Here is a 16,163-nt window from a genome sequence, read left to right as displayed (position 1 = left end):
TTCGGGGGCCGGGCGTTCCCCCGTGTATACCGCCCCGACCTCCAAAAGGTCTAGGCCAATTGGTCTTTCGGGGCGGCGGCCGCCGGCGCGGGAGCCCCGATGCGGCGGGCGGCCAGCGCGGCGAGCAGCGTGGTGGCCAGGGCGGCCGCGCAGACCGCGGCGAAGGCGGCGGTGTCGGAGCCGGCGGCCGTGTGCAGAGCGCCGAAGAGGGCGCCGCACACCCCGATGAGCAGGACGCTGCACAGGCTGTCGGCGACCTGGAGCGCGGCGGTGTTGGCGCCTTGCCGTCCGGGCGGTGACTGGTCGAGGGTGAGCACGCCCACGCTCGGGAGCAGCAGGCCCATGCCGAAGGCCGCCACGGTGAAGCCGGCCGGGGCCGTGACGGCGGGTGCCGCGCGCAGGACCCCGGCGAGCGTCAGCGCGGTCCCCGCGCTGTGGACGAGGGCGCCCAGCAGGATGACGTGCCGGCGTCGCGGGGACAGGTGCGGTCTGCCCTGGAGCCAGGAGGCGGCGGCCCAGGCGAGCGCCGCGCAGGTGAGCGAGTAGCCCGCGGCGGTCGGTGACCAGCCGCGCTCGTTGACCAGCAGCAGCGGCACGTACGACTCGGTCGCGAAGTAGGCGGCGGCCGCCAGTCCGCGCACCAGCACCAGGGCCGGTATGCCGGGACGCGCGCGCAGCGTCCCGGCGGGCAGGAGGCCGCGCAGCCCCGCCGCGACGGCCAGGAGCCCGGCCGCGGCGAGCACGGCGGTGCGCGGGGAGGGCTGGGCGGCGGCGTACTGCAGCAGCCCCGCCCCGACGGCGACGGTGACCGCCGGGCCGACGCGGGTGGCGGGTTCCTCCGCCGCCGCCCCGTCGTGCGGCAGGGCGGCGAGCGGGCGCCGCAGCAGGGCCGTCGTGACCAGCGTGAACACGGCGATGCCGTGGAACACCCAGCGCCACGACAGGTGTTCGGTGACGGCGCCGGCGATGGCGGGGCCCACCATGGACGGCAGGATCCAGCACGCCGTGACGACGGAGAACATGCGCGGGCGCAGCGCGGGCGGATAGCCGCGTCCGACCATCACGTACAGGGCGACGGTCACCGCCCCGCCGCCCGCGCCCTGCGCCAGGCGGCCGGCCAGGAACGGCATGATGGAGGGCGCCATGCCCGCGAGCGCCGATCCGCCGACGAAGCACAGGCAGCCGGCGTTGAGCGGGGCCGCGGGTCCGCGCCGGTCGGCCCAGCCGCCGCCCACCACCGTGCCGGCGAGGCCGGCGGCGAGGTATCCGCCGAAGGCGATGGCGTAGAGCGGCAGGGCGTCCAGTTCCTGAACGGCGACGGGCATCGCGGTCGCCAGGGCCAGTCCGGCGAAGGCGACCAGGAAGAAGGTGGCGGCGATGGCCAGGGTGCGGGACCGGTACGGGGCGGAGAGCAGTCCGGGCGCGCGGGGCTCGGACGCGGTCCGGGCGCCGTCGACGGGGGGCGGCATGGAGCTCCTTGGGTGGAGGGGCCGGCAGCCGTCAGCGCGCGGGCCGGGTGAGGGTGGCCACGAACTTGTACCGGGAGCCGCGGTAGACCGACCGCACCCACTCCACCGGCCTGCCGCGCGTGTCCCAGGAGTGGCGGGAGAGCAGCAGCATGGGCAGGCCGACGTCGGCGCCGAGCAGTTCCGCCTCCCTCGGGGTGGCCAGGGCCGTCTCGATCGTCTCCTCGGCCTCCGCCAGGCGTACGCCGTACTGCTCGGCGAGCGCGGTGTAGAGGGAGGTGTGCCGGCCCAGGTCGAGCCGCAGTCCCGGGAACCGCTGCGCGGACAGGTGGGTGGACTCGATCGCCATCGGCTCGCCGCTGGCCAGGCGCAGCCGTTCGACGCGCAGGACGCGGTCGCCGGTGCGCAGGCCGAGTAAGCCGGCCAGTTTCTCGTCCGCCGGGACGTAACCGATGTCGAGGATGCGTGAGGCGGGTTCGAGGCCCTGGGCCGCCATGTCCTCGGTGTACGAGGTCAGGTGCAGGGTCCGGTACACCTTGGGCCGGGCGACGAAGGTGCCCTTGCCCTGGACGCGGTCCAGCCGTCCCTCGCTGACCAGTTCCTGCAGCGCCTTGCGCAGGGTGGTGCGCGACGTGCGGAACTCCACGGCCAGCGAGCGTTCGGCCGGCATGGGTGAGCCGGGCGTCCGGCCCCCGATCATCTGCAGCAGGTGCTGCTTGATGCGGTAGTGCTTCGGGATCCGCTGGCTTGTCTCCGGCGGCCTTCCCCCGTTTCGGGCGCTGCTGACGTCGATGCTCATGTTCCGCCTTCGGCTCCGGTGCCCGGTGCAGCCCACGGTCAGCGGCCGCAGCTCGCTCGCACGGCCGAGGTATCGGGCGCCGTACGCTCGGCGAAACCGTTATAGCCGCGGGTTCCGGTGTTGGTCTAGTCCAAAGATGGGCCGCGGCCGGACAGGCGCACTGGTCACGCGCGGTCCCCCTCGGGGAGCCGTGCGGCCCTTCGGAATCACCCTCACGATACGGCGGCACCACCTTTTCCGGCAGCTCTTGACAGCCTCATAGGTCTAGGCCAAGCTCGCCCCTGCTGGTCTACACCATTCGAGGCCAGGTCCCCAGCCCGCCGGGCAGCAGCGCCGTGCGAAGGACGCCACCGAGGGCGTGGGTGAGCAAGCAATTCTGAGGAGGGGTGGCGTGAAGCGCAGGCTGACAGCCGCGATCGGCATCGCGAGCATGGTGTTCTCCGTTGCGGCATGTGGGGGCAGCGGCGACGACGGCGGGGGTTCGGGGCCCGAGGGCTTCAAGGGGCAGACGCTGGTCGTCTGGACGATGGACGGCTCGGCGCCCGAGGAGTGGACCAAGGAGGTGCAGACCGCCTTCGAGAAGAAGACGGGCGCCAAGGTCGAGTTCGAGACGCAGAAGTGGGACGGCATCCAGCAGAAGGTCACCACGGCCCTGTCGGAGTCCAACCCGCCGGACGTCATCGAGATCGGCAACACCCAGACCCCGGCGTACGCGGCCACCGGCGGCCTCGCCGAACTGGACGACCTGAAGAAGGAGATCGGGGCCGACTGGACCCCCACCCTCAACGAGTCCTCCATCTACGAGGGCAAGCAGTACGGCGCTCCCTGGTACTTCGCCAACCGGATCGTCATCTACAACAAGAAGGTCTGGGCGGACGCCGGTATCAAGGACACCCCGAAGACCCGGGACGAGTTCTTCGAGGACCTGGAGACCATCGACAAGAAGACCGACGCCGAGCCGATCTACATGCCCGGCCAGAACTGGTACTTCTTCGTCGGCCTCCTCGTCGGCCAGAACGCCGAACTGGTGAAGAAGGAAGGCGACAAGTACGTCTCCAACCTCGACGACCCGAAGGTCGGCGCCGCGATGGAGATCTACAAGAAGTACGCCTCCTACTCCAAGGCGCCCAAGGACAAGGACGAGGCCACGCCGCAGCAGGCCGAGGTGTTCGCCAAGGGCAGGACCGGCGCGTTCATCGGCATGGGCTGGGAGGCGGCCACCGCCGTCAAGGCCAACCCCGCCATCGAGAAGGACCTCGGCTACTTCACCATCCCCAGTGACACGCCCGGCAAGCCCGAGGGTGTCTTCCTCGGCGGCTCCAACCTCGCCGTCGCCGCCGGCAGCGAGAAGCAGGACCTGGCGAAGGAGTTCCTGAAGGTCGCCCTGTCCGACGAGTTCGAGGGCAAGCTGGCCAAGGCCAACGGCGTCGTGCCCAACAAGGAGTCCCTGCAGTCCGTCCTCAAGGGCAACGCGGTCGCCGAGGCCGCGGCCCCGGCCGCCTCGGTGGGCGGTACCACGCCGCTGATCCCCGAGTGGGCCGCGGTGGAGAACACGCCCAACCCGATCAAGAGGTACATGACCTCCGTCCTCTCCGGCAAGTCCCCGGCGGCCGCCGCCAAGGACGTCGAGGGCGAGATCAACAAGCGCCTGGCACAGGAGAACTGACGACGCCTCGCGCCGGGGGCGCCACGCACACCCCGCCCCCGGCGCGGACGCGCTGAACCGTACGGCCACGAAAGAGACGGCAAGCCATGCCAGTGCAGACCCAAGGCACGGACACCGCTGGGGGTGCCAGTGCCCACAAGACCGAGGCCGTTCCGCCTCAGCGGGAAGGGAAACGCAGATCCCCGACCGCACCCGGCCGGCAGGCCGTCGCCCCCTACCTCCTCCTGCTGCCGGCGCTGCTCGCCACCCTGATCCTGCTCGGCGGGCCCTTGGTGAAGAACGGACTGCTGTCCTTCCAGAACCTCCACGCACGCCAGCTCATCCAGCACCTCACGGAGTGGAACGGGGTCGACAACTACCGTGAGGTACTGGCCAGCGCGGAGTTCTGGAGCGTCGTCAAGCGGACGGTGCTGTTCACCGCGGCCAACGTGGTGCTCATCATGGGCCTGGGCACCCTGATCGGCCTGCTCCTCGCCCGGCTCGGCGCCCGGATGCGGCTGCTGCTCATGCTGGGACTCGTGCTCGCCTGGGCCATGCCCGTGGTCGCGGCCACCACCATCTACCAGTGGCTCTTCGCGCAGCGGTTCGGAGTCGTCAACTGGGTGCTGGACAAGCTCGGCTGGCACTCCATGGCCGACTACAACTGGCTCGGGACCCAGTTCTCGACCTTCTCCGTCATCACCCTGCTGATCGTATGGCAGTCCATCCCGTTCGTGGCGCTCAACCTCTACGCCGCCACGACGACCATCCCCAGGGAACTCTACGAGGCCGCCTCCCTCGACGGCGCCGGTGCCTGGAAGAGCTTCACCTCGGTGACCTTCCCGTTCCTGCGGCCCTTCCTCTACGCCACGACGTTCCTGGAGATCATCTGGGTGTTCAAGGCGTTCCCCCAGATCTTCGCCCTGAACGAGGGCGGCCCCGACCGGCTCACCGAGACCCTGCCCATCTACGCGTTCGTCGAAGGGGTGGGCAACCAGCACTTCGGCATGGGCGCCGCGATCTCCTTCCTGACCATCCTGGTCCTGCTGGTGATCACCTCGTACTACCTGCGCACCGTGCTCAAGCAGGAGGAGGACAAGCTGTGAAGCGCTCGCTCTTCGGCCGGCTGTCGCTCAACGCGACCGCCGTCGTCCTCTTCGTGGTCTTCGCGTTCCCCGTCTACTGGATGTTCGCCACGGCCCTGAAGCCGACCGGCGACATCATCGCCGAGGACCCCGTCTGGGTCCCCGTGAACCTCACCTTCGAGCACTTCGACCGGGCGATCCACGCGGACCACTTCTGGACGCTGGTGCGCAACTCCGTCACGGTGACCGTGCTCGCGGTGCTGCTGTCGCTCGTCATCGCCCTGTTCGCGTCGTTCGCCCTGGCCCGGATGCGGTTCGCCGGCCGCGGCGCCTTCGTCGTCGTCTTCATGCTCGCGCAGATGGCGCCGTGGGAGGTGATGGTGATCGCCAACTACATGCTCGTGCGCGACAGCGACATGCTCGACAGCCTGGTGCCGCTCACCGTCTTCTACATGATGATGGTGCTCCCGTTCACCATCCTGACGCTGCGTGGCTATGTCGCCGCGGTGCCCAGGGAGCTGGAGGAATCCGCGATGGTCGACGGCTGCACCCGCGTCCAGGCCTTCCGCAAGGTGATCTTCCCGCTGCTCGCCCCCGGCCTGATGGCCACCTCGCTGTTCGGGTTCATCACCGCCTGGAACGAGTATCCCCTGGTCCTCATCCTGAACAAGAGCATCGAGTACCAGACCCTCCCCCTGTGGATCTCGCAGTTCCGCACCGCGTTCGGCGACGACTGGGGCGCCACGATGGCCGCTTCCTCGTTGTTCGCGCTGCCCATCCTGGTCCTTTTCGTCTTCCTGCAGCGCAAGGCCGTCAGCGGTCTCACCGACGGCGCTGTGAAGGGATAACTCGGCATGACGACATCCACCAGCAGAACCGACACGCTCACCCGTGACGCCCTCGCCGTGCTGCAGCCGGGTTTCGCGGGGACCACCGCTCCCGACTGGGTGCGCCGCCGGATCGGCGAAGGGCTGGCCTCGATCGCCCTGTTCGGCCGCAACGTGACCACGGCCGAGCAGGTCACCGCCCTCACCGCGCAGTTGCGGGCCGAGCAGGAGAACCTCCTGGTGGCCATCGACGAGGAGAGCGGCGACGTCACACGCCTGGAGGTGCGCACCGGTTCCTCGTTCCCCGGCAACCACGCGCTGGGAGCCGTCGACGACACCGATCTGACGCACGGCGTCGCACGGGAGCTGGGCCGCCGTCTCGCGGCGTGCGGCATCAACTTCAACTGGGCGCCGTCGGCCGACGTCAACGCCGATCCGCTGAACCCGGTCATCGGCGTGCGGTCCTTCGGTGCCGACACCGCGCTCGTCGCGCGGCACACCGCCGCCTACGTCAGAGGCCTGCAGTCCTCGGGGGTCGCGGCGTGCACCAAGCACTTCCCCGGCCATGGCGACACCAGCGTCGACTCCCACCACTCGGTGCCGCGCATCGACGTCGACGCCGGCACGCTGGCCGAGCGTGAACTGGTCCCGTTCCGGGCGGCGATCGCGGCCGGCACCCAGGCCGTGATGAGCGCGCACATCCTGGTGCCGGCCCTCGACCCGGAGTACCCGGCGACGCTCTCGCCGCGCATTCTGACCGGTCTGCTGCGCGGTGAACTCGGCTACCAGGGCCTGATCGTCACGGACGGCATGGAGATGCAGGCCATCTCCGGCACCTACGGCCTGGAGCGCGGCGTGGTCATGGCCGTCGCGGCCGGTGCGGACGCCATCTGCGTCGGCGGCGGACTGTGCGACGAGGCAACGGTGCTGAGCCTGCGGGACGCCCTCGTGAGCGCCGTGCGCTCCGGTGAACTGTCCGAGGAACGGCTGGCCGACGCGGCGTCCCGGGTACGGGACCTGGCTCGGTGGACCGCGGCCACGGCGCGGACGACGGCCCCGGACAACCCGGCCGAGCGGGAGATCGGTCTGGTCGCCGCACGCCGCGCGGTCACCGTCGTCGCCGGGCCGGGCGCGGCGCCGGTCACCGAGCCGGTGTTCGTGGCCACGTTCCAGCCGGTGGCCAACATCGCCGTGGGGGACGAGACGCCGTGGGGTGTGGGCGCCGAGCTGGAACGCCTGCTGCCCGGCACCGAGAGCGGTGTCTTCTCCGGTGCGGAGGCCGGCAAGGAGGCACTCGCCGCGGCGGGTGACCGGCGGGTCGTCGCCGTGGTCCGGGACGAACACCGGCACGACTGGATGAGCGCCGCCCTCGACACCCTGCTGGCCGCCCGCCCGGACACCGTCGTGGTGGAGATGGGCGTCGCGCAGTCCGCGCCCCGCGGCGCGCTGTACCTGGCCACGTACGGCGCGGCTCGCGTCTGCGCGATCGCGGCGGCGGAGCGGATCGTCGCCGGCTGAGCCGAGCGGTACGTATCGGGGAGGACGTCCCGCCGGCCCGCGGGACGTCCTCCCCTCCTTCTTTTCTCTTTCCCTTCCCGCGGCACGCGCGCGGCCCGCCCGTGGTGCGCGGAAAACCGGGGGCAACCATCGGGCCGCGTCAGGTGTCTACTCATCGACAGCCGATCGCCGTGCTCGCACCGACGAGGAGACCATCATCACCGCCATACGCAAGACCCTGCCCGCCGCCGCGGTCGTCGGCGCCGTTCTGGTGGCCGCGGCCGCCTGCGGCACCGTGGAGCAGCTCTCCGCCGGGCAGAAGCTGGACCAGGCCTTCGAGAAGCTCGGCGCCGAGAAGACGCTCTCGTTCGAGCTGGAACTCGACACGGACGCCGCGAGCCTGAAGGCGCTGGACGCCTCCTCGGAGCCGGAGCCGGGCGAGGAACTGCCCGACGAGGTCGCCGAACTGCTCAGCGGCGCGACCATCAGCGTCACCATGCAGTCCAAGAAGCCGATCGACGAGTCCGGTGAGAAGGACTTCGTCGGCATGGCCATGAAGGTCGGCACCGAGGACGGCGACCTGGTCGAGTACCGGGTCGTCGGCGACTACACCTACATCCGCACCGACGCCAAGTCCCTCGGCAAGGCGATGGGCGCCCCCGTGCCGTCGGCGAACGACCTGCCGCCGGAGGCGGGCGCGCTGAAGAAGGTGCTCGACGGGGAGTGGGTGAAGATCGACACCGAGGAGATGGAGCGGACCACCTCCGAGATGGGTGCCGAGCCCGGCGCGGAGCCCGCGCCCGAGCCCACGCTGGACGCCAAGACGCAGAAGCGGCTGCTGGAGGCGGTCCGCAAGACCATCGCCCGCGAGGTCGAGTTCAAGACGTCCGGGGGCGAGGACGGCGCCGAGCACATCACCGCCACCGCTCCCTTCCGCACGCTGGTCTCGGAGCTGGTCGGCGAGATCCGCCCGCTCGCGAAGAGCCTGCCGCCGGGTATGGAGCTGCCCACCGAGAAGGACTTCAAGGACGCCCCGAACACGAAGGTCACGGCCGACTTCACGCTCGAGAACGGCGACCTGACCGAGGTGCGCGTCGACCTCGCCGAGCTGGCCGAGAACGCGAAGGTGAAGAATCTGGGCCTCGTGGTGCGGCTGAGTGAGGGCGGGGCGCTCACGGCTCCGGCCGGCGCGACCGAGCTGGACATCGAGGAGATCATGAGCGGGTTCGGCGCCGCGATGATGCCGGAGGAGGCCTTCACCGACGAGGCCTTCGCCGAGGACGCGGCGTAGTCACACGCCGGGCCCCGGGCGGCGCGGTCCCTTCACGGGCCTTCCCCCGCCGCCTGGGGCGGTCTTCCCCGGACGGGTCACCGAGTGACCGTCAGAAACGCCACTCCACCAGCGGAACGCGGACCCCGGTGAGCAGGCCGGCGAACATCACCGCGGACAGCAGCACGACGGCCACGAGGCGCAGCGCGATGATCGCGTCCGTGGCGGTGCGCAGCGGCTGCCAGGGGATCAGGCGCAGGAGCCAGGTCACGGGGACCGAGAGTCCGAAGAGCAGGGCCAGCGCCGCGATGTCCTCGTCGCCCGTCACCTGGGCCGGTGCGCTGTCGTCGAGGTCGTAGCCCTCGGCGTACATCGCGAAGGCGAGCACTTTCCAGCAGAGGGCGGCGAAGAGCGTGACGCCGGATTCCAGGAGGGCGAAACGCGGTCCCTGCCGGGTGGGGAGGAGTGACGTAAGCATGATCGCTTCGATCGCTTTCGGGGGTTCGTGGGGGGACGGCAGGGCCGTCCGGAACGGACGGCCCTGCCTCTGGTGGTGCCTGCCGGGTCGCTAGACCCAGGGATTGCCCTTGGCGTTGGACTTCAGCTTGTGCTGCTTGACGGCCTTCTTGCAGCGAGCGCACGCCGCCTTCTTGGCTCCGCCGTAGGTCCACGCCGTGATCTGGCCGCCGATCTTCCGGCCGACCGTGTTGTTGTACCGGTCGGCCGCGGAGTCCCGCTTGGCCTTCGCGGAACTGCCGGCGTTCTTCTCGTGGGCCCAGCCGAGGGACTTGGCCAGGCTGGATCCCACGGCCCAGGTCAGCATGGCCTGCCAGATGCAGTGCCGGTAGGCGTTCTGCTTCGGGCCGTTGCTGTAGGCGCGCTTGGCCTCCTTGAGCGCCCAGTGCGTGATGTAGACCATGTCGGCGCACCACAGGACGAACAAGGCGCAGATGGCCGCCTCGGGTATCAGGCCTCCGGTGCTGTAGTTGCCGGAGAGGTCGTAGCAGTTGACCGGATCACCGGAGCAGTACTCGTACGGGTTCGCGTTGCCGCCCGGGATCGGGTCCCGGGACAGGAAGCGGCCGGTTTCGGCCTGGTAGAGCCGCGAGCCCATGAGGGTGATACCGGACGGGGTCTCGCTGGACCGCTGCTTGCCGCCGAGCCAGCCGTAGCGGGTGGCCGGCTGGTTGTCGCGCCGCTTGCCGTACTCGTCGGTGTCGAGGGCGACCGGGGCGACACCGGTGTCCAGCGGCAGCTGGAGCGCGATGTCACCGTGGATGGTGCTCAGGTGCAGCACCGTCTGGTCGCTCTTGGCGGTGGTGGCGGCGAACGCGCCGGACGCGGACGTCACGTTGCGGGTCACGGTGCCCGCCGCGGCGTCCTCGACGATCCAGCGGGGATTGTCGGTGTCGTCGGCGTAGTGGTTGAGCTTGGACTCGGTCTGGGTCCAGGTGCCGCCGCTGTTGGTCTCGCCGGTCCAGCTGCGGAACCGCAGGGCCGCGTCGAGCTGCCACGTCTGGCGCTTGGTGCCGGTGGTCAGACGGTGGACGAGGTCGTTGACGTAGTAGCCGGCCGTGTTGCCGGGCAGGGCGGTGGTGCGGCCCAGGGCGTCGTACTGGTAGCCGGCGTCGACCAGCCGGTCGCCGCTGTCGTAGGTGTGGGTGGTGGTGGTTCCTCCGGTGGTGGGGCAGGCGGCGCCGACGTCACCGGCCGCGGTGGTCAGGGTCTTGCGGTTGCTGCGGCTGTCGAAGGTGTAGGAGCGGCGCGTGCACACCTGGCCCGTGGTGTCCTCGACCGTGGTCAGCCTGCCCGCCCTGTCGTAGCGGTAGCTCTGGCCGGACCAGCCGGAGTGGCTGGTGACCTGTCCGTGCACCGACTCGCGCACGGTGTCCGTGTAGACCGAGGTGCCGTCGCTGGTGCGGGTGTAGGAGCGGGACGTCTCGGCACCCGAGGGGTCCTGGGTGATGGCGAGGGCGTAGCCGCCGGGCAGCCGCTCGGAGGTCACCGAGCCGTCCGCGTCGTACGCGGCGGAGAACGTCCCCGCGACCGAGTCGGTCGTGCCGGTGAGCAGACCGCGCGGTTCCGCGCTGTGGTCGTAGGTGTACGTCACCGTGGACGGGACCGAGTCGGAGACCTTCGCCGGGCGGTCCAGCAGGTCGTACTCGGTCCTGGTGACGCCGCCGTCGGCGTCGGTGTAGGACACCTGCCGGCCCAGCTTGTCGTACTCCTTGGTGATGGTGCCCGCCGTCGCCGAGGTGAGCTTGGCGATCTGGCCGGTGGCCGGGTCGTAGGTCGTGGTGATCTCGGGGACGGCCTGGCCGGTGCCGCCCGTGACGGTGACCTTGGACTTGCGGCCGGCCGCGTCGTACGACGTGGTCGTGGTCCGCGTGGCGCCGTTGGCGGTCTCGGTGACCTTGGCCGGGTTGCCCCACCAGTCGTACTCGGTGGTGCTGTCGGGGACGCCGCTCGGCTGGCTGCCGCCGCCGGTGATGGTGCCGGCCGGGCCGGTCCAGCAGACCTGGTCGGCCCACTCCGGGCGGCCCTGGCAGTCGCCGGTGCCGGTGCCGGACCAGTAGACGGTGACGGTGGAGGCCGCGTCGTCGCCGGTGCCGCCGGGCGGGACCTGGTCGGTCACGCGTCCCTGGGCGTCGTAGTGGGTGCTCGTGACCAGGTTCAGTCCGCCGGAGTCACGGATGGTCAGGGTGGGCAGTCCCTTGGCCCAGTCGTACTGGGTCTCGTTGACGCGCTTGTCCCCCATCACCGAGTCGTGGTCGCGGACCCGGACACCGCTGACCTCCAGGGTCACCTGGTCCTTGACCGCCGCGGTGCCGTCGGTGGGACGGCCCTCGTCGTACTCGTACACGGTCCAGGCACGGGCGGGCACCGAGGTGCCGGCCTCGATCAGCACGGTGGTGCCGTCCTTGAGGTCCTCGGTGAGGTCCACCCGGTGCAGCGGGCCGAACTCCTCCAGCTCGCGGACGCCCTTGGCGTCGAACAGCGAGGTGGTGGAGAGCAGTTCGGCGCGTTCCGCCGTGGAGCGCTCGATGATGCCGAGGCCGGTCAGCGTCTCCTTCTGCGCGGCGGTCGTGCCGAGCGCGAGCGCGCGGTTGCCGGGGCTGAGGGTGCGGACGGTGTTGCCGAAACGGTCGTACTCGACGGCCGAGATGTGTCCGCCGGGCACCGCCGTGTTGACCTCGCGGCCGGAGACCCCGAGGTAGTGGACCTCGGCCCGCTGGTAGCCGGTGGCCGTCAGCGCGGAGCCCGTGTGCCCGGCCGGGACCGAGTCCGCGGGGAAGACCGCGGTGGCGTCGGTCGGCGCGTTCAGCTGGCCCCAGGCGCGGACGTCGGTGGCGCCCATCTTGTACGGCGCCGAGGTGCCGGTGAGCGGCACGTCGTAGACGACGCTGGTGGCCGCCTGGCCCTCGACGACGTCCGTCGTGCCCTGCTTCAGTCCCGGACGGGTGACCTTCAGCAGCATGCCGTCCCCGGCGGTGACGGAGCTGCCGGCCTTGCCGTAGGTGAAGGTCCACGGCAGTTCACCGGGCGGGGTCAGCTTGGTGACCCGGCCGGCGGTGTCGTAGGCGTACTCCGTCTTCAGGGACGGACTGATCTGCGGGTGCCACGCCTGGCGCAGCCGTCCGCTGCCGTCGTACAGGTACGCCTGGACGGCCCGCGACGTCGCCTTGGCCGCGCCGGGTTCGGTGGACCACAGCCGGATCTCCTTCACCTGGCCGGCGAAGTCGCCGAGGGTGTCGGCCGTGGCGGTGGTGGCGGTGGCGTACACGAACTGCAGTGCCCGGCAGCCCTTGGTGTCGGGGGTCGTGGTGCAGGTGGCGGCGCTGACCGCGGAGGACGGGGCGATGATCCGCTGGGGACGCGACAGGGTCGTGCCGTTCGCGGTCACCGTCTCGGAGACCACCGTGGTGGTGGAGTTGTCGAGCCCGTCCACCAGCGTGCCGGAGGCCTGCCAGGTCGAGGCGCCCTGCGGCTTGGTGAACCGGGTGACCATGCCGTCGGTGTCGGTGAGCGTGAAGGAACCGCTCACGGACCCCGTCAGGGTCAGGTCCTCCGCGCCCGGCTCGGCGATCCATCCGGTCTTGGCGGTGTTGGCCGTGAAGTGGATGGCGTCGCCGTCCGGCAGCACCACGTCGACCGCGGTGTCGGAGATGCGGCGCACGTGGGAGTAGTCGGAGTCGGCCTGCCCGGTCGTGGTGCCGGACACCCACTCCTTGCCGAAGATCGGCGCCTGGCCGGTCTGCTGGGCGGCCCGGCCGGGGGTGCGGGAGGAGGCCGTGCGGGAGACCGTCATGTTGAAGTACGACGCGTCGGTGGCCGACAGGCCGTAGTCGCCGGTGAGCAGGTTGAGCCGGCCGGGGCCGATCTCGCTGGTGGCCGCGCCGTCCGCGGTGCGGTCCACGACCACGGTCAGCGGCGGGGTGCTCGCGGCGGCGGAGTTCGGTCCGGTGAAGTCGGCCTTGATCTGCACGCTGCCGTCGGGGTCGACGGTGCCCACGGCGTTCCACACCAGTGCGGCGTTCTGGCCGTTGGTCAGTGGCACCGGCCAGGCGGTGAGCGCGGTGCCGGCGGCGGTGACGTCACCGACCGGGATCTTCACCCAGGGGTCCGCCTCGGAGCGGCGCCAGGAGAAGGAGACGCTGTCGTACTTGCCCGCCTCGGCCTCGGCGACCAGCGGCAGGCGGCGTGCGGTGCGCTCGCCGTCCGAGGGCTCGACGAATCCGCCGGGACCGGCGTGGAAGGTGTACTCGACGGCCTCGGACTTGTTGTCCGCCTTGTCGACCGCGCGCACCTGGAGGGTGTGGGTGCCGTTCTTCGGCGGGGTGACGGTCAGGGCCTTGTCGGCGGTGGATCCGCCGGTCGCGGCCTTGGTCCAGGTCACGCCGTCCAGCGACCACTCCAGCCAGTTGTGGTCGGCGGCGGGCGGGGTGACGGTGAACGTGCCCGGCTGGCCGGCGCCCTTGACCCACTTGTCCGACGGGTAGTCGGTGGACACGACCTTCGCCGGGGCGAGGGGTGCCTTGGTGTCGACCGTGAACGTCTTCCAGGCGGACCAGCCCAGGTTGTAGTGCGTCCCGTCGTAGGGCGAGGTGCGGAACTTGTAGGTCTTGCCCTCGGTCAGCAGGCCCGACGGCACGGTGACGGAGGCGGGCTGCCCGGACGGGGTGAGCGGGGACACCAGGATCTCGCCGAGCTGCGCGCCGGTGGCGTTGTCGGCTATCTGGAAGGTGCCCTTGACCTTGTCGCCGTCGGTGTCGACGAACGTGTCCCGCAGGGTCGGGGTGGTCGTGTTCACCACGTAGGCGCCTGCGTACGACAGGAACGGCGGGCCGGCCTCCTGCTGGGTGCCGGTGCGCGGCCGGTAGTTGTAGTTCACCACCAGCTTGGGCGGGTTGGCGGCCGCGTTGGCGGAGTTGACCCGCTTCCACTGGGCGACGACCGACTCGTCCGAGGCACGGATGCCCATGTGGCCGCGGGTGGCCTTGACCGTGGCCCAGTCCTGCGCCAGCGCGGTGACGTCGGCGTTGATCCAGCCGTCGGGCTGCGTGGCGCAGTCGGCGTTGCCGCGGGTCTCGGTGGAGGTGGCCTTCTTCGCCGTCATCGTCGGGCGGTTGGCCCACCGGCTGGCGGTCGAGGCCGCTCCCGAGGCCCACACCTCCCACGGGTGGGCCTTGCAGTCGGTGTTGGCCGAGTGGAAGTTCCACAGGCTGAGCTTGGCGCTGGAGACCAGCGCGTCCTGGATGGGCGTGGTGTTCCAGGTGATGAAGGACTGCGCGGTGCGCGGGGTGCCGTCGGCGTTCTTGGTGCCGGGGTTGCCGAAGTCCAGTTCGGTGTCGGTGGACCAGTCGACGGTCTCGCCCTGCTGCACGTAGGTGTCGAAGACGTTCGACAGCGCGGAGGTCGAGGGGTCGACGGTGACCGGGTACTTCGTGTCCGGGTCGGCGAGGAACTTCGCGTCCGGGGTGAGGACCAGGTCGACTCCGCCGGCGGTCTTGACGACCTTCATGGCGACCTTGGCGCGGTGGGTGTGCTCACCGGAGCGCTTGTCGACGGCCGCGTCCCACATCACTGGCGCGGGCATGACAGCCTTGGTGCCGCTCTTGCGGTCCGTGAAGCGCAGGCTGCCGTCCTTGAGCCGCTTGACCTTCAGGCCCTCGGCCTTCAGCGGCAGGGTGTACGTGTACCCCTTGCGCTCCGGGCGCTTTCTGATGTCCACGTACTGCTCGAAGCCGGTGCGGGTCGCCTCGACGACGACGTCACCGCCGGGCACGGCGTTCGGGTACGTGGCCCGGTTGCCGTCCAGTTCGGGCTCGGGCAGTCCGCCCTTCCACTGGAGGGTGATCCGCTGGTCCCCCTCGCCGAGCGTCACCAGGTCACGGGCCGCGGCACCGTCGTCGTCCGACAGCGAGGCCAGCCGTTTGCCGCCGCGCTTGCCGAGCTCCAGACCGCGCGGGTGCGCCTTCGGCGCCACCGAGCCGTCACGGGCGCGGACCAGGTCCAGGTCGACGGCGCGCCAGGCGTCACCGTCGCGGAAGCGCACGGGGCCGGCGGACAGCTCGCTGGTCAGGCTGCCGTCCGGGTTGGCCCAGGTGGTCGATGTCTCGGTGCGCTCCGAGAGCGCCTCGACGCGCTTGCCGGTCAGGCGTGCCGCGACGCGCGCGGAGGCGATGTCGGCGGCGGTCGTGGCGGCGGGCTTCTTCGGCTTCGCGGCGGCCGCGGCCGGCGGCTGGACCGCGAGGGCGGCCTCCGCGCCGTACAGCGCCGAGGTCGCCATCACGAGGGCCAGGCCCGCCGCGACGCGACGCACGCGCTGTCGTCCCCCGGGGCGGAGCAGGCCGAGAGGCCCCGTTCCGCCTCGGGGTGAGTGGCTGTTCAATTTTCTCCCCTTCTTGCCGCGGGGCGGCAAGTCTCATGAGGGGGTGCTCGACACACCCCCGGAGGAGAAACCTATGGACAACATGTGGATCTTGTAAAGGATTCGAAGGTGCGTCAGGTGGAGGAGGCCTGGTGCGCCGTGGCCTCGCCGGAGCCGGCGAGGATCTGTTCGCGGAGGATGTCGGCGTGCCCGCAGTGCTGGGTCAGCTCCCGCAGCACGTGGAGGTAGACCCAGCGCAGCGGCAGCGGGCCGCGGCGGTTGCCCCGCACGACGTCGTCCAGCGTCAGCTCCGCCGTGGCCCGGCGGGACGCCGCCCAGGTCCGGCGGTAGGCGTCCTGAGCCGAGGCGATCGTGTCGTCCTCGTGGAGATCGAAGGACTCGTCGGGGGTGCCGGGAATGCCGATCTCGGAACGGGGCCGGCAGGTGACCGCCTCGTCGAACCAGACCTGCTCGACGAAGGTGGCGTGCTTGACCAGGCCGAGCAGTGTGGTCTTGGAGGGAACCAGCGACCGGCGTGCCTGCTCTTCGGTCAGCCCGTTCAGACTGTCGTGCAGGGCGGTCCGGTACTCGTCGAGGAACACCTCGAACTGCTCGCGGAGCGTGGCGTGGAAGACGGCGGGATCCGTGGAGGGCTGAGAGACCATGACCGCAACGATAAGGCGGCCGGCTCGCTCCGTACGGT

At 70.9% G+C, this 16,163-nt stretch carries 10 protein-coding genes; 5 read left to right on the top strand and 5 right to left on the bottom strand.

Annotated features, from left to right (window positions below; translation table 11 throughout):
• Window positions 1-50 precede the first annotated feature (50 nt).
• Both G7Z13_RS31560 and G7Z13_RS31555 read right to left on the bottom strand, forming a co-directional pair.
• Window positions 51-1,469, bottom strand: coding sequence for an MFS transporter (locus tag G7Z13_RS31560; RefSeq protein WP_166003940.1), 1,419 nt, complete (start codon window positions 1,467-1,469; stop codon window positions 51-53).
• A 31-nt stretch (window positions 1,470-1,500) separates the two neighbouring features.
• Window positions 1,501-2,265 carry a GntR family transcriptional regulator gene (locus tag G7Z13_RS31555; RefSeq protein ID WP_166003938.1) on the bottom strand — a complete coding sequence of 255 codons (765 nt, stop codon included), beginning with the start codon at window positions 2,263-2,265 and terminating at the stop codon, window positions 1,501-1,503.
• A gap of 391 nt (window positions 2,266-2,656) precedes the next feature.
• On the opposite strand from G7Z13_RS31555, the gene G7Z13_RS31550 reads away from it, so the two are divergent.
• From G7Z13_RS31550 to G7Z13_RS31530, 5 genes are all read left to right on the top strand, one after another.
• Entirely contained in the window at window positions 2,657-3,931 is a 1,275-nt protein-coding gene (locus tag G7Z13_RS31550) for an extracellular solute-binding protein (protein ID WP_166003937.1), read from the top strand.
• A 92-nt stretch (window positions 3,932-4,023) separates the two neighbouring features.
• Complete coding sequence (locus G7Z13_RS31545) at window positions 4,024-5,016, top strand: sugar ABC transporter permease (protein WP_240926551.1); 993 nt, start codon at window positions 4,024-4,026, stop codon at window positions 5,014-5,016.
• Entirely contained in the window at window positions 5,013-5,843 is an 831-nt protein-coding gene (locus G7Z13_RS31540) for a carbohydrate ABC transporter permease (RefSeq protein WP_166003934.1), read from the top strand. The genes G7Z13_RS31545 and G7Z13_RS31540 overlap by 4 nt, the downstream gene beginning before the upstream one ends.
• A 6-nt stretch (window positions 5,844-5,849) precedes the next feature.
• The gene (locus G7Z13_RS31535; protein ID WP_166003932.1) at window positions 5,850-7,340 is read left to right on the top strand and encodes a glycoside hydrolase family 3 protein; all 1,491 of its coding nucleotides are present in this window, start codon (window positions 5,850-5,852) and stop codon (window positions 7,338-7,340) included.
• A 250-nt stretch (window positions 7,341-7,590) separates the two neighbouring features.
• On the top strand, window positions 7,591-8,610 hold the full coding sequence (locus G7Z13_RS31530; RefSeq protein ID WP_240926414.1) for a hypothetical protein: 1,020 nt from the start codon (window positions 7,591-7,593) through the stop codon (window positions 8,608-8,610).
• 91 nt (window positions 8,611-8,701) lie between these two features.
• Here G7Z13_RS31530 and G7Z13_RS31525 read toward each other — a convergent pair whose 3' ends face one another.
• The 3 genes from G7Z13_RS31525 to G7Z13_RS31515 all read right to left on the bottom strand — a co-directional run bounded on the left by G7Z13_RS31525 (window position 8,702) and on the right by G7Z13_RS31515 (window position 16,125).
• A complete protein-coding gene (locus G7Z13_RS31525; protein WP_166003930.1) occupies window positions 8,702-9,067 on the bottom strand; it encodes a hypothetical protein in 366 nt (121 codons plus the stop codon).
• Between the two features lie 90 nt (window positions 9,068-9,157).
• A complete protein-coding gene (locus G7Z13_RS31520; protein WP_166005488.1) occupies window positions 9,158-15,379 on the bottom strand; it encodes a DNRLRE domain-containing protein in 6,222 nt (2,073 codons plus the stop codon).
• A gap of 215 nt (window positions 15,380-15,594) precedes the next feature.
• The gene (locus G7Z13_RS31515; protein ID WP_166003928.1) at window positions 15,595-16,125 is read right to left on the bottom strand and encodes a DinB family protein; all 531 of its coding nucleotides are present in this window, start codon (window positions 16,123-16,125) and stop codon (window positions 15,595-15,597) included.
• Between the last annotated feature and the right edge of the window lie 38 nt (window positions 16,126-16,163).

The sequence above is a fragment of the Streptomyces sp. JB150 genome (assembly GCF_011193355.1).
Taxonomy (GTDB): domain Bacteria; phylum Actinomycetota; class Actinomycetes; order Streptomycetales; family Streptomycetaceae; genus Streptomyces.
This window is presented reverse-complemented; position numbering and strand designations above follow the sequence as displayed.